Annotated in this window: 16 protein-coding genes; 2 read left to right on the top strand and 14 right to left on the bottom strand. The window is 38.6% G+C overall.

Going from position 1 to position 22351, the window contains the following annotated elements:
* Nucleotides 1-138: 138 nt before the first annotated feature.
* From pgi to uvrC, 7 genes are all read right to left on the bottom strand, one after another.
* Nucleotides 139-1776, bottom strand: a complete 1638-nt coding sequence (gene pgi / locus H9565_RS03005; RefSeq protein ID WP_215437333.1) for a glucose-6-phosphate isomerase — start codon at nt 1774-1776, stop codon at nt 139-141.
* A 78-nt stretch (nt 1777-1854) separates the two neighbouring features.
* Nucleotides 1855-3150: a M23 family metallopeptidase gene (locus H9565_RS03000; RefSeq protein ID WP_215437332.1), complete on the bottom strand. Its 1296-nt coding sequence runs from the start codon at nt 3148-3150 to the stop codon at nt 1855-1857.
* Nucleotide 3151: 1 nt separating this feature from the next.
* Nucleotides 3152-4123, bottom strand: a complete 972-nt coding sequence (locus tag H9565_RS02995) for a tryptophan 2,3-dioxygenase family protein (protein WP_215437331.1) — start codon at nt 4121-4123, stop codon at nt 3152-3154.
* Between the two features lie 7 nt (nt 4124-4130).
* The gene (locus tag H9565_RS02990; protein WP_215437330.1) at nt 4131-4910 is read right to left on the bottom strand and encodes a DUF3108 domain-containing protein; all 780 of its coding nucleotides are present in this window, start codon (nt 4908-4910) and stop codon (nt 4131-4133) included.
* A 499-nt stretch (nt 4911-5409) separates the two neighbouring features.
* Nucleotides 5410-6552, bottom strand: coding sequence for a 4-hydroxyphenylpyruvate dioxygenase (gene hppD, locus H9565_RS02985; RefSeq protein WP_215437327.1), 1143 nt, complete (start codon nt 6550-6552; stop codon nt 5410-5412).
* 184 nt (nt 6553-6736) lie between these two features.
* Nucleotides 6737-8998, bottom strand: coding sequence for a patatin-like phospholipase family protein (locus tag H9565_RS02980; RefSeq protein WP_215437323.1), 2262 nt, complete (start codon nt 8996-8998; stop codon nt 6737-6739).
* Between the two features lie 21 nt (nt 8999-9019).
* Entirely contained in the window at nt 9020-10807 is a 1788-nt protein-coding gene (uvrC, locus tag H9565_RS02975) for an excinuclease ABC subunit UvrC (RefSeq protein ID WP_215437320.1), read from the bottom strand.
* 432 nt (nt 10808-11239) lie between these two features.
* On the opposite strand from uvrC, the gene H9565_RS02970 reads away from it, so the two are divergent.
* Complete coding sequence (locus tag H9565_RS02970; RefSeq protein ID WP_215437317.1) at nt 11240-11803, top strand: 5-formyltetrahydrofolate cyclo-ligase; 564 nt, start codon at nt 11240-11242, stop codon at nt 11801-11803.
* Nucleotides 11804-11807: 4 nt separating this feature from the next.
* On the opposite strand, the gene H9565_RS02965 is transcribed toward H9565_RS02970, so the two are convergent.
* The 4 genes from H9565_RS02965 to ileS all read right to left on the bottom strand — a co-directional run bounded on the left by H9565_RS02965 (nt 11808) and on the right by ileS (nt 16967).
* A complete protein-coding gene (locus tag H9565_RS02965) occupies nt 11808-12458 on the bottom strand; it encodes a lipoprotein signal peptidase (protein ID WP_215437314.1) in 651 nt (216 codons plus the stop codon).
* A 37-nt stretch (nt 12459-12495) separates the two neighbouring features.
* On the bottom strand, nt 12496-13110 hold the full coding sequence (locus H9565_RS02960; protein WP_215437312.1) for a DUF4097 family beta strand repeat-containing protein: 615 nt from the start codon (nt 13108-13110) through the stop codon (nt 12496-12498).
* A 70-nt stretch (nt 13111-13180) separates the two neighbouring features.
* Nucleotides 13181-13564 (bottom strand): TraR/DksA family transcriptional regulator, encoded by a 384-nt coding sequence (locus H9565_RS02955; protein ID WP_013992813.1) that lies wholly within the window; start codon nt 13562-13564, stop codon nt 13181-13183.
* A 4-nt stretch (nt 13565-13568) separates the two neighbouring features.
* Nucleotides 13569-16967: an isoleucine--tRNA ligase gene (gene ileS, locus H9565_RS02950; RefSeq protein WP_215437310.1), complete on the bottom strand. Its 3399-nt coding sequence runs from the start codon at nt 16965-16967 to the stop codon at nt 13569-13571.
* Between the two features lie 229 nt (nt 16968-17196).
* Here ileS and H9565_RS02945 point away from each other — a divergent pair, with 229 nt between their 5' ends.
* Nucleotides 17197-17598, top strand: a complete 402-nt coding sequence (locus H9565_RS02945) for a hypothetical protein (RefSeq protein WP_215437307.1) — start codon at nt 17197-17199, stop codon at nt 17596-17598.
* A gap of 80 nt (nt 17599-17678) precedes the next feature.
* On the opposite strand, the gene H9565_RS02940 is transcribed toward H9565_RS02945, so the two are convergent.
* From H9565_RS02940 to gdhA, 3 genes are all read right to left on the bottom strand, one after another.
* Nucleotides 17679-20090: a TonB-dependent receptor gene (locus H9565_RS02940; RefSeq protein ID WP_246560226.1), complete on the bottom strand. Its 2412-nt coding sequence runs from the start codon at nt 20088-20090 to the stop codon at nt 17679-17681.
* A 1-nt stretch (nt 20091) separates the two neighbouring features.
* Nucleotides 20092-20811 carry a DNA repair protein RecO gene (gene recO, locus H9565_RS02935; protein WP_215437302.1) on the bottom strand — a complete coding sequence of 240 codons (720 nt, stop codon included), beginning with the start codon at nt 20809-20811 and terminating at the stop codon, nt 20092-20094.
* 128 nt (nt 20812-20939) lie between these two features.
* A complete protein-coding gene (gene gdhA / locus H9565_RS02930) occupies nt 20940-22283 on the bottom strand; it encodes an NADP-specific glutamate dehydrogenase (protein WP_215437300.1) in 1344 nt (447 codons plus the stop codon).
* Nucleotides 22284-22351: the final 68 nt, after the last annotated feature.

Here is a 22351-nt window from a genome sequence, read left to right as displayed (position 1 = left end):
AAAAGTGCTGCATTTTGCTGGTGCGAATGTTAAGAGAAGGTTAAATAACCCCTTTGCGAATATACTGAACAAAGGCGCAACTTCCACTCAAAAACAAGAAGTTGCGCCAATATTATAAAAAAATATGAAAATTCTATTTTAACCCTTAAAATAACGTAAAAGCTGCAAAGTAGAGCTGTCATGATCGGCAATTTCTGAACCTTGAATATCTTTCAAAATTGTTCCTGCCAACTGCTTTCCGAGTTCTACGCCCCACTGATCGTAGCTAAAGATGTTCCAAATAACCCCTTGCACAAAAATTTTGTGCTCATAAAGCGCTATTAAGCTACCCAAACTCTTAGGAGACAACTTATCTATAAGAATTGTATTTGTAGGCTTGTTTCCTTCAAAGACCTTGAAGGCCAATAATTTTTCGATTTCATTTTGGGCCATGCCTTTACCCTCCAATTCTTCACGCACCTGCTCGGCAGTTTTACCGTTCATTAGCGCCTCTGTCTGAGCAAAGAAATTGGCCATTAACTTGTTATGATGATCAACGTCTCCGTGCAAGGATTTTTTAAACCCGATAAAATCTACTGGAATAAGTTTTGTTCCTTGATGTATTAACTGAAAGAAAGCATGCTGCGAATTGGTCCCCGGCTCTCCCCATATAATGGTGCCAGTTTCATAACCTACACGTTTGCCGTTACGGTCAACACTTTTACCGTTACTCTCCATAATACCTTGCTGCAAATAGGCCGAAAACCTGCTCAAATATTGCGTGTAAGGAATGATTGCCTCTGTCTCTGCTCCATAAAAGTTGTTATACCATACACTTAACAATGCCAGAACAACAGGAAGGTTGTCTTTAAAATCTGCGGTTTTAAAATGCTCGTCCATTTCATTGGCCCCCATCAACAGCTCATCAAAGTTATCAAATCCAACGGCTAAAGCTATTGATAGGCCAACGGCACTCCATAAAGAAAAACGGCCACCTACCCAGTCCCACATAGGAAATACGTTTTCCGCAGCAATCCCAAACTCGGCTATGGCTTCTGTATTGGTAGATACCGCAGCAAAATGCTTAGCAATATCTTCTTTTGTACCATGCTTTAAGAACCACTTTTTTATGGTAGTTGCATTACTTAATGTTTCTTGGGTGGTAAAGGTCTTTGACACTACTACAAAAAGAGTAGTCTCCGGATCAAGTTCTTTTAAAACCTCGTTAACGTGATCACCATCTACATTGCTGACGAAGTGAAGCTTCAGGTGATTTTTATAGAATTTAAGGGCTTCCGTTACCATAGCCGGTCCTAGGTCAGAACCTCCAATACCAATATTTACAACATCGGTAAAGGCTTTACCTGTATATCCTACAGCATTCCCAGAAATGATACTTTCTGTAAATTCCTTAATATGTTCTTTAACCTGGTAAACTTCTTCAACCACATTTTCACCATCCACTAAAATTGTATCGGATTTTTTAGCTCTAAGCGCTGTATGTAATACTGCACGCCCCTCTGTTTGGTTAATTTCTTTGCCTCCAAATTGTTTTTGGATGGCATCGGCCAAATTAACTTCATCGGCTAATTGCAGAAGCAAGTTTACGGTTTCATCAGTAATTCTGTTTTTAGAGAAATCAACTAGAAAATCGTTCCATTTTAAAGTAAACTTTTCTGCCCTAGAAGCATCAGATGCAAAAAGGTTTTTTAACTGTTCCTCTTTAGTATTTTCAAAGTGCTGGGCAAGTTTTTTCCAAGCAGAAGTTTCAGTAGGGTTTGTGCTCTGTAATGACATTTTGGGTTTTTTAATGTGTTAGAAATTACTACGGCGAAAATAAGCCATATTCATTCTAAACCAAAACCTTAAGTGTCGTTATTTTTCGGCGGATGCCAAATCTTCAACTAGAATATCTTCTTCTACCGGACTTTCTGGATATACCATACAATCCAACTGATCTTTTATTGGATTGATGTAATTGAAGTAGTCTGGCTGTAAGGACTCGTCCAAAGGCTCTGCCAACGGAAGTTCTTCTTTTAAAGGATCCACTTGTCTTCCGTTCTTCCAAAAACGGTAACAAACGTGAGGACCACTGGTATTACCGGTCATTCCGATCCAACCTATTACATCTCCCTGCCTTACAAATTGCCCTCTTTTTACATTCTGATTGCTCATATGCAAGTATTGGGTAGAATAGGTTCCGTTGTGTCTGATCTTTACATATTTACCGTTCCCGCCTCTTCTTGTTGATTCGGTTACCGTACCATCTGCGGTTGCCAAGATAGGTGTTCCTTTTGGCGCAGCATAATCCGTTCCTTTATGAGGTCTTATCTTATTTCCGTAATAACGTATTCTTCGCTTAAGGTTATATCTAGATGAAATTCTACTGAACTGAACCGGAGCTCTTAGAAACGTTCTTCTAAGGTTGTTGGCTTCTTCATCAAAATAATCGACTATGCTTTTTAGCGAATCATTTTCATATGCGAAAGCGTAAATAGGCCTTCCGTTGTGCTCAAAGTAAGCTGCTTCTATAGCACCTGCTCCTGCATAAATGGAATCATTAATGTACTTTTCCTTATAAATTACCTTGAACTTATCTCCTTTCTGAAGACGAAAGAAATCTATGGTCCATGCGTACACTTCGGATAGGCTATTGGTAACGGTATAATCTATGCCTTGATCTAAAATAGCCTGAGACAAAGAAGTTTCAATAACTCCCGAAGCTTCACGCTCTACATAGGTAACTTCTTTCTTATTTCTATAAGCCTTAACCGTATCCCTAAGATCAACTACGGTATAATTAATGGGGTCGTTTTCATAAATGAATACTTGCGCCGCCTCTGTAGTATCTTTTGACTTTAAAATAAGATATGGTTTGCCCACACGAATCTTGCGAACATCAAAAGTGTCTTTAAAATCTTGGGTTATTTTGGCAATCTTGGGGTAGTCTACTTTGTTCTGAAGCATAAGCTCACCAAAACTATCACCATTTTTCACGGTGTCTAGCTGTACGGTAAACTCATCTAAATTAAACCCGAATTGTTTCATTACAGGTTTCTCTATAGGAACTATGGCAGCCATTTGTTTGACCGGTTCTTTTAGAACTGGCTTGTCATCTTTACAGGAAAGTGATATTAAAATAACGAAAAGAAGGCCCCAATATTTATTCATTTTACTCTGCTTGTTTCTTGTCCGGGTTAAAGATATGGTCTACCCACTCTTTCCCCCAATTATTTAACTCTTGTTTTGAATAGATTTCCGGAAAGAATACAATTTTCTGAAAACTTGGAGGTAAATAGTTCTTCCAATTTGTTCCTCCTGTTGCATCTATTTCCTCTTTGTCTTTTCCTAAATACCTATGAGCAGAACCCATATGCATTAAAGGCCAGTTTACATTGGCATTCATATCCAATGTCTTTAACGCATCTATTAGCTCTTTATTATCTTTCTTATTGGCAGGTAGTTGCTGATATTTTTGGTAAATGGTATTATGCTCTACTTGCTTTGCTATTCGTATTAGGCGCGGGGTATACCTATACTCAAACTGCTTCAACGTTAATGTCTTCTCTCCGGTGGCCAAATCAGTGGCTCCTTTTTTCCAATAAATTTCCTCATACAGTTCTTCAAGACTATTTTCCGAAGAAAAGGAATCTCTCTCCGTATGATGGACCAAATTCTCCATAGGAGTGGAATAAATCTCGATCATGCGGTATTGTGCCGATTGAAAGCCACTTGCCGGGAGCAAGGCCATACGGTATTGAAGAAATTGTTCTCTCTCCATACCCTTTATCATAATACTAAAAGAAGATATCAATGCCTTAAAATAGCTATTGATCCGTCTCGCTTTTTCTATAAAGAAATCTATGTTTTGCGATTTATCATCAACCAACTGTTTTTGCTCATGAAGAATAAGCTTAAAATACAGCTCGGTAATCTGGTGGTACATTATAAAAATTTCCTCGTCCGGAAAATAGGTGCGTGGTACCTGAAGACTTAAAAGGGTATCCAAATGAATATAATCCCAATACGTGAGGTAACGTTGATAAAGAAGCCCATCTAAATAAGAACTTAAATCCTGACCGGAGTCTTTATACTTCTCTTCTAGTTTTGAAATTTGTGAATCTATTCGCTCTTTATCTCTCATTAGGGTTTTAATCCATTATTATCTTGAACTGATGCTTAAGGCCGTTATACCCATCAAGGTCAGCTTTGATGGACCCAACCGCCAAATCTGCCTGTATGCGTATAGGTATTCTGTTATCGTCTGCCGAAACCCATAAGGAAAGACTTTCTTTTTCCTTAAAAACACGACCGGACTGTACCAAAGGTCTAAATTTATAACATTCTACCTTACCGAACTTAGTTTTAAGCACTTCTGTTCCTAAATATTTAAGTTTAAAGTTAAAAACACCGTCATCATCATACAGCATTTTCAATTTTACGGCTTCGCCTTCAACTAAATCACTTGGCTCGTAGTTGTTTCTAAGATAGTAGAATGCAGATATTAAATCCTGAATACTGTCCTGTAGCTCAAAATTATACTTTTTATTATGTTTTTTATCGTTCAGAACAGCTTTATCCTCTTCATGATCAAAGTTTATCTCAATATCCTTGGTATAACCACCTTCGTTTATTTTTCTAATGAATTTATAAGGCTTACCATCCTTTTTATCAAAATAGCTTTCATACGTATCGTCTACCTTAAAAAACACACTGGCGAAACCCGTAGTTTTTCCACGACCCACCACATGATAAACCGGCACACCATTCACCACGTCAGACTTTAGATGCAGTGTAGCGTAACTTGCATTTAAAAAACCATAATGCATTCTAAATTTTAACCATTCGCCAGGTTCAAAGGCGGAGGTACTATTCTGGGCGGAAGAAGAGAAAATAACGAGAAGAAAAAGTAAAGTAATTGCTTTTTTCATAGCTATAGTATTACGATAAAAATACAAAATGGACCTTTACCATATTAAGGGCTTACAATTACTTAAACAAAATTTATTCCAAAGTATTGTACGCATACCTCAACCCTGTTATTTTAGAACTTAAAGTATAAATTATGCTTAACCCAGGCCAGACCCGCAGCTTAGAATATAAAACTAAAGTTAGGCTTAAAAAAAAGCCCCAACATTTCATGTCAGGGCTTTTCCTAAATAACCAACCAAACTTTAAATTATGAAAAACCAATACTTAAAGTTGTAAGGGAACCACCCCTTACGCCTACAAATTTAAGGCATAGTTTCAATCCTCAATCCGTTTTAACTTACTTTAACTATTACATTAACAGTTCTTTTTGCTAACGGCTATAAAATTGGCATTTCATTAAGATATAGGGGTCGCTTTTCACTTAAAAACACCCCTTTTTAGACCAAAAACGAGGTATACTTTCACAAATAATATACCTGTGCTTTAAGATAATAACTATTACAAGGTTCCTCTGGACTCCTGCTCTCTTTCAATTGCTTCAAAAAGCGCCTTAAAATTACCTTTACCAAATGATTTAGCTCCTTTTCTTTGAATAATTTCAATGAACATGGTTGGCCTATCCAAAATAGGTTTGGTAAAAATCTGAAGCAGATAACCCTCTTCATCCCTATCAATAAGGATTCCCAATTCACTAAGAGGGGCCAAGTCCTCATCTATTTCACCCACACGGTCCAATACATCTTCATAATAACTTGAGGGTACTGTTAAAAATTCAACGCCCCGATCTCTCAATGCCGTAACCGTTTCAATAATATTATCCGTTGCCAATGCCATATGCTGCACACCCGCTCCGTTGTAAAAATCTATATATTCTTCTATTTGCGACTTTTTTCTACCGTCTGCCGGTTCGTTTATGGGAAATTTAATTCGGCCGTTACCATTGCTCATAACCTTACTCATTAGCGCCGTGTATTCTGTTGAAATGTCTTTGTCATCAAAAGAGACCAACTGGGCAAAACCCATAACCTTGGCGTAAAATTCACACCATTTGTTCATTTCGTTCCAGCCTACGTTACCCACCATATGGTCTACGTACTTTAGTCCAACATCAGAAGGTTTGTAATATGGGTTCCAAGCTCTGTAGCCCGGCATAAAAACTCCTTTGTAATCTTTTCGCTCTACAAAAACGTGAACCGTTTCTCCATAGGTGTGAATTCCCGAAAGTACAACCTCACCATCCTTATCCTTAATCGTTTTGGGCTCCAAGTAACTTTCCGCTCCTCTTTTGGTGGTTTCCTCATAACTTTTAGAAGCGTCATCTACCCATAAAGCAATAGCTTTTACCCCATCTCCATGAGAATCTATATGCTTATTGATATCTCCTCCCGACTTTAGCGGAGAGGTGAGCACCAATCTAATCTTATCTTGCTGTAAAACGTAGGAAACCCGATCTTTAAGCCCAGTTTCCAGACCTGCATAGGCCAAAGGCTGAAACCCCCATGCCGCCATATAGTAATGGGCCGCTTGCTTTGCGTTACCTACATAAAGCTCTATATAATCCGTTCCCAAAAGAGGTAGAAAATCTTCTGCTTCCGGGTTTTCCTTGGGTAAATTCAATGAAGTAGTATCTAAAGTTGACATATCTGTATGTTTTTAGTAATGTAAATTGTTAAAAGCTGAAAAATAGAACTCGTGTTCAAGCGTGGAGCAAGAACTAAAAAGTGGGTATTTACCACATGGCCCTAAGATGGGCAGTAATATCAACTCTTAATTGTAGCATATGTAACAAATATCGTAAAAAAACATCACTTTAAACCTAAGCGCATTAAAACCAATACCCTAAACTAAAAAAGAAGTTATTGGTCTTCCCTTCTGGAGACCATGAGTAATGCATTTGCATAGGCCCCATAAAAGATTCCCACCCATAACCAACGCCGTAACCGGAATAACTTGGTAGGGTAAACCACTCTCCCGTTCTAAAAAGATCATCGTCTACATTGGCATAGTTTGCAGTAAGCATAAAGTGATTCTTAGGGGCAAATTCATAATCCAGCCTACCGTAGGCTTTTACAAAAGCGTTACCGGGCAAAGCCAAATAATCATACCCAAAGAAAGGCGTAAAATTGTTTAAAAGATTTGTACCGAAGCCCCCTAGAATAAAATCAAAGGAGGAAACGCTTGAAGTACCCAATTTAAAACCTCCTTCTGCTTCTACATTTACCGAGAAATTTTTAAAAAATGGCACTGCCGTACCCAACCTAGCCTGCGCAATTGAGAACTCCTTAAAGTTTTCGTTAAAATCAGATGAAAAGACATAGAAATGAAAATCACCATCAAAGTACAGTCCTTTTGAAGGAAAGTACCTATCATCATAGGTATCAAAAGTTAACTGTCCAAAAGCGCTATAATAACTACTCTTTTCAAGAAACGTTCTTTGATCAGGCGTCTTACCTGTAGGACCCACCGGTGCGTTCTGCCCTAATGTCTTGGTGCTATACTTCAAAAATTTATGTTCCAGCCCCGTTCTAAACGCAAACTCTTCACGTAATACCGTTTGTACATAGACCTGATTGGTAAAATCCGTTACATCTATGTTTATTGAATTTAAATTTGCCCCGGCCTGAACATCAAAATTGCTTCGCACTAAATCAAAACTAACGTCCTTTTCAAATTCATTAAAGCTTGAATTAAAACCAAAACTCCAATAAAAACCCTTATCCACATAATATTGTAGTTTGTACCTGATATTATCTCCAATAATAAAGTCAAAAGAAGATACATCATCTCTGGTAATCAAACTTTTTCTTGTATAATTCAAGATGGCTGCCGTCTTGTAAAGATTATCATAGTGAGCACCTAGACGAATAAAGGATTTACTTTTATTTTCATTCAAATCTAGAATCATCTCTTGCTCGTCATTGTCTTCGTCATCCTGTATTTTATAGTGGATTGTATGAAAATTTCCAGTTGCGGCTAGATTACTGATACCTTGCTGTACTCGTGAAAAGGTGGTTGGTTTATCTGTATCAAACCTTAATTTTCCTTTAACGTAACCCCTAGAATAATTCTCACTCTCCAATATGACCAAATGACTGATACTTAACGTATCTGAAGAAACGATTCTCTCCTTGGCCTTCCTTTTTCCAATTTGTCTGGAAGCAATAGCTTTTAAAGTATCTATTCTTTTACGGGCAGCATCCTCCCCACTTTTAATAATTACATCGCCAAGATTAAAATCTATAATGGAGTAATCCGTCATTTCGGGTTTTATATAGATATCTGTCTTTTTGGACTTTTCAGCCATATCAAGAACGGTCCTATAATTATTGATTTGCAATAAAATCTCGGTGGCGGTCAATAGAGACTCCCTATTTCTGAGTCCGTGCTGTACATCTACCCCAATTATGATATCGGCCCCCATTTTTTTTACCTCGTCTATAGGATAATTGTTGACCACACCACCGTCTATCAATACTTTTCCGTTTATGCGAGCAGGTTCAAAGAGTGATGGCAACGTTCCACTGGCCATAACGGCTTCCGGTAAATACCCCTCTCTTAAAACCACTTCATCACCCGTTTCTACATCCGTTGCAATACACACAAAAGGAATGGGCAAATCATTAAAATCCTTTATGTTTCTTACCGGATACAGGAACTTAACCAACTCATTATATACGTTCTGACCACCGGAGTATGCAGGTGGCACGGATACCTTAAAATTGTCAAAAGGCAAGGTAACGGCATATTTTTCAGAATTTTCCTTTTCGTAAAATGTTTTAGCGCTTCTGGGCAGATTGTCCTGAATAAGGTTGGTGAAATCCGTAGCCCTAAAAATTGAATCTAATTGATCACCCGTATAGCCAGCAGCATATAATGATCCAACAATGGCCCCCATACTGGTCCCCCCTATATAATCTACTTTTATACCAGCTTCTTCCAATACTTTTATTGCTCCAATATGGGCCATTCCCTTAGCGCCACCTCCACTCAACACCAGCCCCACTTTGATGTCTTTCTTCTCAGGGTCCTGAGCAAAAGAAAACAAAGTAAAAAAGAGTAACCCAATTCCTATAACGGCTTTTTTCATTGTGCTGAGTTAGTCGTAATTTTAATGGAATGCTTCATAAATTTTTTTTGCCCTAGATAAGCCCACGGTTTCCGTTAGGTTTTCCATAGAGGCTTCTTTTATTCGTTTTACGGACTTGAATTTTTTCAAAAGTTCCTGTGCCGTTTTTTCACCAATACCTTCTATACTTTCCAACTTAGAATTAATGGCCGCCTTACTTCTTTTATTTCTGTGAAAGGTGATTCCAAAGCGGTGGGCCTCATTCCGTAATTGCTGAACAATCTTTAGACTTTCGGATTTTTTATCAAGATAAAGCGGAATAGGGTCTTCGGGAAAATAGATTTCCTCCAACCGCTTGGCTATACCAATAATGGCAATTTTACCTCTTAGACCAAGAAGGTCCAAACTTTTTAACGCAGAAGATAATTGGCCCTTTCCTCCATCAATAACAATAAGTTGAGGCAATGGCTCGGCTTCGGCCAAAAGACGTTTATACCTCCTATAGACCACCTCTTCCATAGAGGCAAAATCATCTGGGCCTTCCACGGTTTTTATATTAAAATGACGATATTCCTTTTTTGAAGGTTTCCCATTCCTAAAAACCACACAAGCGGCCACCGGATTACTTCCTTGAATATTACTGTTATCAAAACATTCTATATGTCTCGGCTCTTCGGAAAGATGTAAATCTTTTTTCATCTGCGCCATGATTCGGTTGGTGTGCCTATCCGGATCAATAATCTTAATCTGCTTAAACCGCTCTTGTCTATAAAATTTGGCATTGCGCTCAGAGAGTTCTAAAATCTTTCTTTTATCGCCCAATTTTGGCACGGTAACTTTAAGGTGTGCTTCTACAGGAACTTCAAAAGGGAGGTAAAGCTCTTTAGAAAGCGATTTGAACCTTTGCCGGATCTCTATAATAGAGAGCGCCAAAAGCTCGGCATCCGTCTCATCTAACTTCTTCTTTATTTCTAAAGTGTGCGACCGAATAATAGACCCATGGGACAACTGCAGGAAATTAATATAGGCATGGCTCTCATCCGAAATTATAGAGAACACATCTACATTATTGATCTTAGGATTGACAATTGTAGATTTAACTTGATAGTTTTCTAGAACCTCTATCTTTTCCTTGATTTGTTGCGCCTCCTCAAATTTCATTTCGGATGCCAGCGTTTTCATCTGTGATCTGAAATAGCTTAAAGACGACTTAAAATCACCCTTAATTATTTTTCTGATATCCTCTATCTGTTGATCATACTCCTCCGCAGACTGAAAGCCTTCACAGGGTCCTTTACAGTTTCCCAAATGATATTCCAAACAAACCTTGTATTTACCGGAATCTATTTTTTCTTTTGACAGATCATAGTTACAGGTCCGCAATGGATAAACCCCTTTTACCAAGTCCAACAACGTCCTAACCGTTTTCATATTGGTATACGGGCCAAAATACTCACTACCGTCCTTTATTAGTTTTCTAGTAGGGAAAATTCTGGGAAAACGCTCGTTTTTAATACAGATCCAAGGATATGATTTGTCATCCTTCAACAAGACATTATACCTTGGCCTATATTTCTTAATAAGATTGTTTTCCAAAAGCAGCGCATCGGACTCTGTAGGGACAACAATATGTTTGATGTTCCTAATTTTTTTTACGAGAACGCGCGTTTTTCCGTACTCATGGTTTTTCGTAAAATATGAAGAAACCCGCTTTTTAAGATTTTTGGCCTTACCTACATACAATATTTTATCATCTACATCATAAAACTGGTATACACCAGGACTCTGGGGCAACGTGCTTAATTGTACTTCTATAGGTACTTGGGGCATTACAAAAACGGTTTATCAAATTAAATGGTAGAAGGCATCTATTTCTATCATGTTAAATTACTATGTTTTATTAAAAGGGCTAAGTGTTTTACTCTTTTTTAACGAATACCGGAAAGCCCGCCCCATTTGCTCAGGCAAACGAAATGAAGTCTTATGCCGCCCTTTTTTGCACATTTTTGCGCGCGAAAAAGTGCAAATTTGTTAAAAAAACACTAAAAAATGCATTTCATCGATGAAAACTTGCAGTTAAAAGTGTTTTTATAAAATTTTTTAATTAGATTTAAGAATCAAAATCAATTACCACATGGATAAATATATTATAACCCTCGGCCTGTACCTTATCTTAATGATATCATTTAAGATATATTACGCAGTGTCTGTAAAAGAATAAGCATACTAGAGTTTCCCCAATTTGTACTGAGGTCATAATCAATGCTTAAAAAAGATTTAAGATCACTATACAAAAATCGAAGAGATTTAATTGACAATGAATCCCTTTCTAATTCTAGCCTGAGTATCGCTAACGGACTGCTCAAACTACCGGTATGGTCTTACGACTTTTACCATATTTTTTTACCCATTTCCGAAAACAAGGAGATTGATACTACCTACGTTCTTTCCATACTTCAAGGAAAGGATAAAAACATAGTACTACCCAAAGTAGTTGACAAAATTACATTAGAGCATTATTTGCTAACGGATTCTACGCGCCTTGTAAAGAATGAATGGAATATACCCGAACCTGTTGATGGCATAGAAATACCCAGCACAAAAATAGATGTAGTTTTTATACCCTTATTGGCTTTTGACGAGCAAGGAAATCGTGTAGGCTATGGAAAAGGGTTTTATGACACCTTCTTGTCTCAATGTCGCCCAGATGTTATTAAAATTGGCTTGTCATTATTTTCCGCTGAAGAAGAACTCATAACTGATGTGAACAACTTGGACATGCCTTTAGATTATTGCGTGACCCCCACTAAAACCTATTCTTTCTAGAAGATTACAATGAATCAGCTTCACTGGTAGTTGGCTCATCATCTACCTTACCGAACGCTTTCTTGTTGAAAACCAAAAGAATACCCACACCGGTACTGATAGCCATATCTGCAATATTGAAAACCGGTTCAAAAAACCGAAAACTAGAGCCTCCAAAATAAGGAACCCAATCTGGCCACGTTGTATCTACCATAGGAAAATAAAGCATGTCTACTACTTTCCCGTAAAAAATGCTGCCATAAGGTTCATCTGAAAATGCCGTTGCCAATTGTTGATAGCTATCACTAAATAGTACACCGTAGAATACAGAATCTATAATGTTTCCCAAGGCTCCTGCAAAAATCAAGCAAACTGCCAAGATCAGGGTTTTAGAGGATTCCTTACGAATAGTATCGTACAGCCAGTATCCAATTCCTGCTACGGCAAACAACCTAAACACGGTTAAGACCAACTTGCCTGTTGGTTCCGATATAGGCAAGAAATCACTTAACTTGGCCCCCCATGCAGCTCCTGAATTTTCAATGAACAGTATTTTGAACCAGCTAAAAACCTCAACAGAATCTCCCAGTACAAAATGGGTCTTTATATAAATTTTGCTCAATTGGTCAATCAACAGTACTGCTATGATTATGAGCAATGATTTCTTTAAATTCATAGTATATCTACAACTTGAATTGGCAAAAATAAGTATATTATTCGGTTTTCTTTATTCGTATGTTTCCCGTTAGGGAAGACAGTGTATATTGTGCGTCTCCCATGGGAATATCGTCTTTGTTTACCGCCCCATATTTACTTACCGCATTTACATTCCCTTTGAGAGCTTCTACTAAAATATGCCCGCTTTGTGTACGCACATTTATATCCTCATGAACATTAAAAAGCTCGCAGTTACCGTCATTAAGAGAAACCGTAAGTTCCTTATAATCCCCTGCAACGAACACATTGCAGCTTGTACCAAAAACGGTAATAAATTTAAAACGGGGAACAATTACCTTTAGCGCAATAGACACGACTTTATGTGCGCTAAGCTTATCATTAGGATTCTTGAAATTAGGCTGAAAACCACTACTGACCATTATAGCACTACCATTCTCCTTTACGGACAACAAAAGATCCTTCTTGTACTCCCCATCAATAATAGCCTCAACGAACATTTCATCTGTATCGGCAGTTTCCAAGGTTAACCTATAGCAATTCTCAACGTCTATACCAATTGAGGTAACTGCATCATTTACCACAGATTTTTTAACCACTTTTTGCGCCGCCAAAAGATTGAAAAAAAAGAAGAAAACGAGAAACCCTTTCATTTTTATACGGTGTAAAAAAAGCCTACAAGAACCAAGTTCCTGTAGGCTTTTTTAATTTAAAATCGCAAAATTACTTTTGCATATTCTTTGCCTCTATACTTAATGTAGCATGAGGAACCAATTTAAGACGCTCTTTGGCGATCAACTTTCCTGTAACACGGCAAATACCGTAGGTTTTGTTCTCAATACGCAAAAGAGCATTTTTTAAGTCTCGTATAAATTTTTCTTGACGTATGGCCAATTGCGTATTTGCTTCTTTACTCATGGTCTCAGAACCCTCTTCAAAAGCCTTAAACGTAGGGGAGGTATCATCCGTGCCGTTATTACCATCGTTCATATAAGAACTCTTAAGCAATTCTAAATGACTTTTTGCTTTCTCAATTTTGTCTTCGATCAATTCTCTGAATTCGGCAAGATCCTTGTCCGAATATCTAACTTTTAAATCTTCTGCCATTCTATTAATGTTTTTCAATAAATAATTTAGTATTCACCTCATCAAAAGAAACCTCGGTTCCTCTATCCAATTTTTCCTCAAAAACAAGTTCGGCCGTTAACGTTTCAGCTTTAATATAGCTTAAGTTATTGGACACCGCCTTTTCTACAAAACCGTCTTTAAGAATTTTAATATCAATTCTATCCGTTACTTCAAAACCGGAATCTTTTCTTATATTCTGAATTCGGTTTACAAGCTCTCTAGCAATACCCTCTTCCCTAAGACCTTCGTTTATGGTAACATCCAGAGCCACTGTAATAGGGCCTGAACTTGCTACCAACCAACCTTCAATATCTTGCGAGGCTATCTCTACATCTTGCAGCTGTAATGTAATAATTTTATCGTCAATGTCAAGCGAAATTTCGCCATCTTGCTCAATTTTTTGGATATCATCTTGGTTCAACTTGGCAACAGCCTGAGCTATTTTTTTCATATCCTTTCCAAATTTAGGGCCTAAAACCTTAAAATTGGGCTTGATCTGTTTCACCAAGATTCCCGAAGCATCATCAAGTAACTCTATCTCTTTAACGTTTACCTCGGACTTGATAAGATCAGCTACCGCTTCTATTTCATGCTTCTGCTTATCATCCAAGATAGGTATCATGACTTTTTGCAACGGCTGACGCACTTTTATCTTTTCTTTCTGACGAATAGAAAGTACCAAAGACGAAATGGTCTGAGCTTTCTCCATCTTACTTTCCAAATTCTTATCTACTATTGCCTCATCATACTTTGGAAACTCGGATAAATGTACACTTTCAAAATCCTCCCTATGCGTTGTATTCGTTAAATCTTTATAAAGTCTATCCATAAAGAACGGAGCAACCGGCGCCGATAATTTGGCTACGGTTTCTAGACAGGTATACAATGTTTGGTAGGCCGATATTTTATCTTTCTCATAGCTACCTTTCCAGAAACGTCTTCTGCACAAACGCACATACCAGTTACTTAGATTTTCTTGTACATAGTCTGAAATTGCACGTGTTGCCTTTGTAGGCTCAAAATCTGCGTAAGCTTCGTCAACCGTCTTGATCAACGAATGAAGTTCAGATAAAATCCACCTATCAATTTCCGGTCTTTCATTTAGCGGAATCTCTTCTTCTGAATAGTCAAAAGCATCTATGTTCGCATATAGACAAAAGAAAGAGTACGTATTATAAAGTGTCCCGAAGAATTTACGCTTCACCTCAACAATACCTTCAGTATCAAATTTTAGATTATCCCATGGGTTGGCATTGGAAATCATGTACCAACGCGTGGCATCTGCCCCATGCTCGTTCATGGTATCAAAAGGGTCTACCGCATTGCCCAAACGTTTGGACATTTTCTTTCCCTCCTTATCAAGCACCAGTCCGTTGGAAACCACGTTTTTATACGCTACGGAATCAAAAACCATAGTAGCAATAGCATGCAAGGTATAGAACCAACCTCTGGTCTGATCTACACCTTCTGCGATAAAATCGGCCGGGTAGGTCTTGCCCTCATCGATCAATTCTTTGTTTTCAAATGGGTAGTGCCATTGTGCATACGGCATAGAACCACTATCAAACCAAACATCAATAAGGTCACTCTCACGCTTCATGGGTTTACCCGAAGCGGAAACCAAAATAATATCATCTACAATATTCTTGTGCAGGTCTATTTTATCATAATTTTCTTCGGATAGGTCACCCACAACAAAATCATCAAAAATATCTTTCTCCATTACTCCGGAAGCCACGGCTTTTGCCATTTCCGCCTTTAACTCGGCAACCGAACCTATGATTATTTCTTCCTTACCATCTTCCGTTCTCCAAATAGGAAGCGGAATACCCCAATACCTAGATCGCGAAAGGTTCCAGTCATTGGCATTGGCCAACCAGTTACCAAAACGGCCTTCGCCAGTAGATTTTGGTTTCCAGTTGATAGTCTGGTTAAGCGCGAACATACGATCTTTAACATCACTGATCTTTATGAACCAGGAATCTAATGGGTAATATAGGATAGGCTTATCCGTTCGCCAGCAATTAGGGTAGCTGTGTACATACTTTTCTACTTTAAAAGCCTTGTTCTCTTCTTTAAGTTTAATGGCCAGCTCCACGTCTATTGACCTTTCCGGTGCCTCACCGGCATCATAATATTCGTTCTTGACGTATTTACCGCCAAATTCTTTCATTTCAGGGCGGAACTTTCCTTGCAAATCCACTAAAGGAACCGGGTTGTTATTTTCATCCAATACCAATAACGGTGGTATTTCCGGTGATGCCTGTTTGGCCACCAAGGCATCGTCCGCACCAAAAGTGGGTGCCGTATGCACAATACCGGTACCATCTTCTATCGTAACGAAATCTCCTGAAATTACACGAAATGCATTTTCAGGATTTTGGTACGGCTGGGCATATGCCAACAATTGCTCATATTTTATACCCACTAAATCTTTACCAACAAACTCCTTTACTACGTAAAAAGGAATTTTCTTATCACCGGATGTATATTCCAACAATTCCGGCTTGGTTTCAACTTGTTTGAATTTTCCTGAAAACTGTTTGCTTACCAAATTTTTGGCAAGCACTACATTCATTGGTTTAAACGTATACTGATTGTAGGTTTCTACCAGCACATACTCAATCTTTGGCCCTACCGTCAATGCCGTGTTAGAAGGAAGCGTCCACGGTGTGGTCGTCCACGCCAAGAAATAAATATCACCCTCATTCTTAAGAAAGTCCGGCAAAGATTCATCTACAGCCTTAAACTGTGCCACTACCGTTGTATCCGTAACATCTTGATATGTGCCCGGTTGGTTCAATTCGTGAGAACTTAGACCAGTACCCGCTTTTGGGGAGTATGGCTGAATCGTATATCCTTTATAAATTAAACCTTTATCATAAATCTGTTTCAACAACCACCAAACAGACTCCATATATTTTGGCTTGTAAGTAATGTACGGGTCGTTCATATCTACCCAGTACCCTACTTGCTCCGTCATACGGTTCCAAACATCCGTATAGCGCATAACCGCCTTTTTACAGGCCGCATTATATTCCTCAACAGAAATTTTCTTACCAATATCCTCTTTGGTAATGCCCAACTCTTTCTCAACACCCAACTCAATAGGTAGTCCGTGGGTATCCCAACCTGCTTTTCTCTTTACCTGAAAACCCTTCATGGTCTTGTACCTAGGAAAAATATCCTTTATGGTACGTGCCATAACGTGGTGTATACCTGGCATACCGTTTGCCGATGGTGGACCCTCGTAAAATACATAACTAGGTTTACCCTCTTTAGAGGAAACACTTTTCTCAAATATTTGGTTTTGCTTCCAGTAATCAAGTATATCCTCGGCTACTTTGGGCAAGTCCAATCCTTTATATTCCGCAAACTTCATAATAAGTGGCTCTACTGCATTAATTTAAGGCTGCAAAATTAAGGATTTTTAGTCGAATTAAGTCGATTTGAAAGAATTGAGATACAGCAAAATAAACAAGCTTGTAAGAAAATGTTAAAATATAGCGTCCAAAAAGCCGTTTCATACGTATATCACAAAAACAATTAAACAAAACTTTAAACACAAAATCATGAAAAAAGTAATTTTAGGTTCCGTTTTAATGCTTGCCTTGAGTATCTCTTTTGTTTCTTGTAGAGAAGCTGCGGATAAAGCAAAGAGTGCTACGGACGAAGCTGGTGCTGCTATGGAGCAGGCTGGTGAAGACGCTAAAGAAATGGGATCTGATGCCATGGATAAAGCTAAAGAAGCCGGTAACGAAGCTATGGAAAAAGCTGAAGAAGCTGGTGAAGAAATCAAAGCTGGTGCCGAAGATGCCGCTAACGATTTAAAAGCTAAAGCTGAAGAAGCTGGCGATGATATTAAGGCTAAAGCTAACGAAGCGGCTAGCGATGTTAAAGCTAAAGCCGGTGAAGCTGCAGATAAAGCAACAGATGCTGCCAACAAAGCTGGTGACGATGCAAAAAACGCTGCTAACAGTGCAGTTGATAAAGCTAAAGCTGCTGTAAACTAGTTTACAATTTTATTATTTCTTACAACAGAGAAATCCCGGCCAATGGCCGGGATTTTTCATTTTAATGCCCCAGAGAGAAACTAAAGCTGGTACGCCAAGCCCATAATTAAATTGATGCCCGGTGCGGATATTCCCGAAGAATAGGAGCGGTAACGCTGATCCGTAAAGTTTTCAAGATTCAAGGACACTTCAAAAGCATTTGAAATTTTATATTGCGAACGAAAATTTAAAGTATACCAAGAAGGAGAATACGGGTTTCCTTCCGAGTCGGAAGCGTAGATATACGCTTTACTGCGCTCGGAAGCAGCCAAATCATAAAAAGGAATCTCGCCGTTATAATTCATGAACAAATCCGTCTTTAGTCTTTGGTTTTTATAAATCAAATGTAAATCTCCAAAGGTGGGAGAAACGTGCCTACCGGGAGATTCTGTACCATCATCCTCTTCTTCAACACCCTCGGTAATAGTTAAATTGGACACCACGGAAATATTTTCTGTAAGAAAGGCTTCCGCGCCAAACTCAAAACCGTAGACAAAGGCCTTAGCTGCATTCTGTATAGCCTGCACACTACTCATCTCACCATTATATATAATTTCTTCTTCTCCATTGAAAAGGTAATCACGGCGTACCAAAGCATCTACCAAATAGGTATAAAACGCAGTGCTTTTAAATACTACTTTATCATTAAAATTCTTCTGCACACCCAGCTCTATATTATAAGCATACTCAGGCTCCAAGTCTGGATTGGGAACGACCACCGCTCCCGGCTCCGAATCAAAAATTTTGCCCACATCATCTATATTAGGTGCCCTAAAACCGGTAGAACCATTAAAAGTGACCTGCAAATCTGCCTTAGGAAACCAACTAAAACCCAAACTACCCGTAAGCGCCCCATTATTAAGATTGGCATCATCAAAAGGAAATGGGTAATAGGTCTTGTCAAATACGGCATTAATCCACACATGACTGTAACGCAAACCGGACAGTACCGTAAAATTGGGCTTGGCCTTATATTCCCCATGAACATAACCTGCTAAGGTTTGCCAAGTTGAACCATCTGGATATCTTGATGCAGATGCCAAAATTTCATTGGTCTCTATATTTTCTTGACTACCCAAGGAACCTACCTTATTAAATATATATTCACCTCCATAGTACATGCGGAGGTTACCAATTTTTTTGTTTTCAAAGTCGATATTAGTGGAAAGGGCATCTACCTTTTCTTCCGTACTATAGCGTATAACATCTTGAAAACCCCTGTCATTTCTACTTTCCTCAAAATGCTGATAGGCCGTGGTAATCTTTAATCCATCGTAAAAAATACCTTTTCCTCTTTTGTTCATCTGCAAGTTGCCCATGAACCATTTTTGAGGACCATAATACCATTCCGCAGAACGAAGTCCGTCTCCCGCACTATTGGGCCGGATCAGACGATCGTATCTGGCGTAATCCGAAGTCTCCGAATAATGCAGACCTAAATCATATTGCCACGTATGACTTGGTTTATAGGCTATTTTCTGCATTAGGTTAAACTGATTATAGCCCGTTGGGTTCTGTTCCTTTACAGTTTTGTTAGGCATAAGCACATCAGCTCCGTTTATGGTAGTCACGTATTCTCTTCTCAGGTAAGAATCAGGACCATGGGAACCCATTTTTAAATCATCAAAACTGTTGTCAGAAGCACTTGTTAAAAAGGCCCATTTCTTTTTCCCCAGATTAACATCTACATGAAACGTATTTTCCAGGTTGGCCGAAGCGAAGCGATAACTGGCATTTCCCGAAAACGAAAGACTATCCGAATTTGAGAACTCCGCTTTTTTAGTATAAAAATTCATAACACCTCCAATAGCATCACTACCATAAATAACGGAACCAGGACCAAAAATGATTTCTGTATTTTTTACTGAATAGGGATCTATAGAAATAACATTCTGAAGGTTACCTCCCCTAAAAATGGCATTGTTCATACGCACCCCGTCTACGGACAAGAGCAAACGGTTGGTTGCAAATCCCCTGATCATGGGACTACCGCCACCCAGCTGACTTTTCTGAACGAATACCTTACCGCTATTCTGCAATAGGTCTGCCGAAGTTTGTGGACTTGTGAAAGCGATATCCTTAGTATCTATAACGGCAATTTTGTTGGGAATGTCCTTTTTTTGCTGCTCCCATTTAGAAACGGACATGACCACCTCATCAAGCTCTTCAGCCTTCATTTCCAAAAACAAATGCCCTCCGTGCCGATTAATTTGGGCTCTTGTGCTCTTTCTTATTTGATAACTAAGATGGCGAAAAGTAATACGTTCTTCAGCCTTAAAAACGGATAGATCCGCCTTACCATCAAAATCCGTGAGTGCCGTTTTAGAGTGGTCATAATTGTAAATGGCCACATTTACTATGGGCTCTCGCGTATCTACATCCAAAACTGTAACCTGTTGCGCAAGTACGGTTTGGATACTCAAAAAAATAAGTAAAAACAGAACTTTGTTCATACTAGTTAAATACTTCATTAAGGATGGCAAGGGATTTTGGTTTCCTAAACCCTTGTAAATGCAACTCATAGAACAGCACTAATGATTGTAAAAGTTCTTGACGGTTGCTTTTATTCATTTTGATATGATGTATCTCATCAAAATTTATGCCCAAGAAGGTTTTAAAATAGCTAAGATTATCTCCGTTTAAAATAGGATTTAATGAAGGCGTATCCGTAAACTCACCTTCCAGTAAGTCAAAATAGCTTAATTCTATCTCGTTCGTATCCGGGTGAAAGCCCAAATAGCGTGTTAACCGAATTAAAAAATAAATATGAAAATTAGAAATTCCGCTCTGGTTGTCCAGCCATTGTAACGAAGCCTCTATAAATTCAAATAGTGCCTCATTGGCCTCCTCTTCATAAATGCTGTTCGCCAACATTTCGGCCAGAAATAAAGTCATGGCATTTTTTGAAATATCGGAATGTAAGGTCTGGTACGGATAATTGACCTTTGCTTCGCGAATACTCTCTAAAGCCCCTTTATTCTTATGGCTGGCCACTATCTCTAATTGTGTTAAAGGTTGAAAATAAGCCGTTTTTAATTTTCCTTTCTTAGAGGCCAAAACTCCCCTAAGGAGGTAAGATTTAACACCTCCAGATTCCGTAAATGCCTTTACAATTAAACTGGTATCTCCATATTTAATGGATGTAAGAACTATGGCTTTGGTAGTTACCTGCATTTACATAGATGGCTTTGCACAAAGATAACTTTAAAAAATATGATGTAAGAATTGCGCTGAAGGGCAAAAATAAAAAGACCTGTAACTTTAGAATTACAGGTCTTTTCTTATTTATATGATACTATTCTCTAAATCACACCTTGTGCCAACATAGCATCGGCCACCTTAACAAAACCGGCAATATTAGCCCCTTTTACGTAGTTGCAATAGCCGTCTTCTTCTTTTCCGTATTCTATACAGGAATCATGAATATCTTCCATAATATCCTTAAGCCTTTCGTCTACTTCTTCCCTTGTCCAACTTATACGTAATGAATTCTGAGACATTTCAAGACCTGATGTAGCAACACCACCAGCATTGGAGGCTTTACCTGGAGCAAAAAGAATTTTGGCATCATGAAACGTATGCACAGCATCCGTATCGCAAGGCATATTGGCTCCTTCGGCAACACACATACAACCGTTATCTATCAACGTCTTGGCATCCGCAGCCAATAGTTCATTTTGAGTGGCACATGGTAAGGCTATATCACATTTTACGTCCCATGGCGTCTTTCCTTTATGGTATTCGGCGTCTTTATACTTTTCAGTATATTCCGAAATTCTACCTCGCTTTTCGTTCTTTAGCTCCATAACAAAGGTAAGTTTCTCTGCATCAATTCCTTCTGCGTCATAAATATATCCACCAGAATCGGACAATGTAACTATTTTGCCTCCTAACTGAAGTACCTTTTCCGCAGCGTATTGTGCCACATTACCGGAGCCTGAAATAACCACGGTTTTACCCTCAAAACTTTCATTCTTGGTTTTAAGCATACTCTGCGCAAAATATACCGTTCCGTATCCTGTTGCTTCCGGACGAATTTTTGAACCACCCCAAGAAAGACCTTTTCCTGTTAGTACACCCGTAAACTCGTTCCTTATTTTCTTGTACATACCAAACAAGAAGCCTATTTCGCGGGCACCCACACCAATATCACCGGCAGGTACATCTGTATTTGGACCTATATGGCGACAAAGTTCCAACATAAAGGCATGACAAAAACGCATTACCTCATCATCTGACTTTCCTTTTGGATCAAAATCGGACCCACCTTTTCCACCGCCCATAGGCAAGGTGGTCAAACTATTTTTGAAAACCTGTTCAAAAGCTAGAAATTTAAGGATACTTGCATTAACCGATGGATGAAACCGCAAGCCTCCTTTATACGGTCCAATAGCGGAATTCATTTGAATTCGGTACCCTCTGTTAACGTGAATCTCTCCTTCATCATCTACCCAAGCCACTCTAAACGAGACCAACCTCTCGGGCTCCACCATGCGAAGTAAAATATTTTTGCCGTTATATATTTTATGTTTGGCGATATATGGAATTACCGTTTCGGCAACTTCCTGCACCGCTTGAATGAACTCGGGTTCATGCCCGTTTCTTGTTTTGACCTCATCCATGAAGTCTTTAATCTTTGCGTCCATAACGAGTATTTTGTTGAATTTTGATTATAACGGCAAAATTATGTTATTTATATAACTAACCTACCCTT

Source organism: Zobellia russellii, assembly GCF_018728565.1.
In the GTDB taxonomy this organism is placed as follows: Bacteria; Bacteroidota; Bacteroidia; order Flavobacteriales; family Flavobacteriaceae; genus Zobellia; species Zobellia russellii.
This window is presented reverse-complemented; position numbering and strand designations above follow the sequence as displayed.

Excerpts from the sequence above, each read along its gene's own strand:
- pgi (WP_215437333.1), bottom strand. The coding sequence starts at position 1,776 with ATGTCATTACAGAGCACAAACCCTACTGAAACTTCTGCTTGGAAAAAA.
- H9565_RS03000 (WP_215437332.1), bottom strand. The coding sequence starts at position 3,150 with ATGAATAAATATTGGGGCCTTCTTTTCGTTATTTTAATATCACTTTCC.
- H9565_RS02995 (WP_215437331.1), bottom strand. The coding sequence starts at position 4,123 with ATGAGAGATAAAGAGCGAATAGATTCACAAATTTCAAAACTAGAAGAG.
- H9565_RS02990 (WP_215437330.1), bottom strand. The coding sequence starts at position 4,910 with ATGAAAAAAGCAATTACTTTACTTTTTCTTCTCGTTATTTTCTCTTCT.
- hppD (WP_215437327.1), bottom strand. The coding sequence starts at position 6,552 with ATGTCAACTTTAGATACTACTTCATTGAATTTACCCAAGGAAAACCCG.
- H9565_RS02980 (WP_215437323.1), bottom strand. The coding sequence starts at position 8,998 with ATGAAAAAAGCCGTTATAGGAATTGGGTTACTCTTTTTTACTTTGTTT.
- uvrC (WP_215437320.1), bottom strand. The coding sequence starts at position 10,807 with ATGCCCCAAGTACCTATAGAAGTACAATTAAGCACGTTGCCCCAGAGT.
- H9565_RS02970 (WP_215437317.1), top strand. The coding sequence starts at position 11,240 with ATGCTTAAAAAAGATTTAAGATCACTATACAAAAATCGAAGAGATTTA.
- H9565_RS02965 (WP_215437314.1), bottom strand. The coding sequence starts at position 12,458 with ATGAATTTAAAGAAATCATTGCTCATAATCATAGCAGTACTGTTGATT.
- H9565_RS02960 (WP_215437312.1), bottom strand. The coding sequence starts at position 13,110 with ATGAAAGGGTTTCTCGTTTTCTTCTTTTTTTTCAATCTTTTGGCGGCG.
- H9565_RS02955 (WP_013992813.1), bottom strand. The coding sequence starts at position 13,564 with ATGGCAGAAGATTTAAAAGTTAGATATTCGGACAAGGATCTTGCCGAA.
- ileS (WP_215437310.1), bottom strand. The coding sequence starts at position 16,967 with ATGAAGTTTGCGGAATATAAAGGATTGGACTTGCCCAAAGTAGCCGAG.
- H9565_RS02940 (WP_246560226.1), bottom strand. The coding sequence starts at position 20,090 with ATGAACAAAGTTCTGTTTTTACTTATTTTTTTGAGTATCCAAACCGTA.
- recO (WP_215437302.1), bottom strand. The coding sequence starts at position 20,811 with ATGCAGGTAACTACCAAAGCCATAGTTCTTACATCCATTAAATATGGA.
- gdhA (WP_215437300.1), bottom strand. The coding sequence starts at position 22,283 with ATGGACGCAAAGATTAAAGACTTCATGGATGAGGTCAAAACAAGAAAC.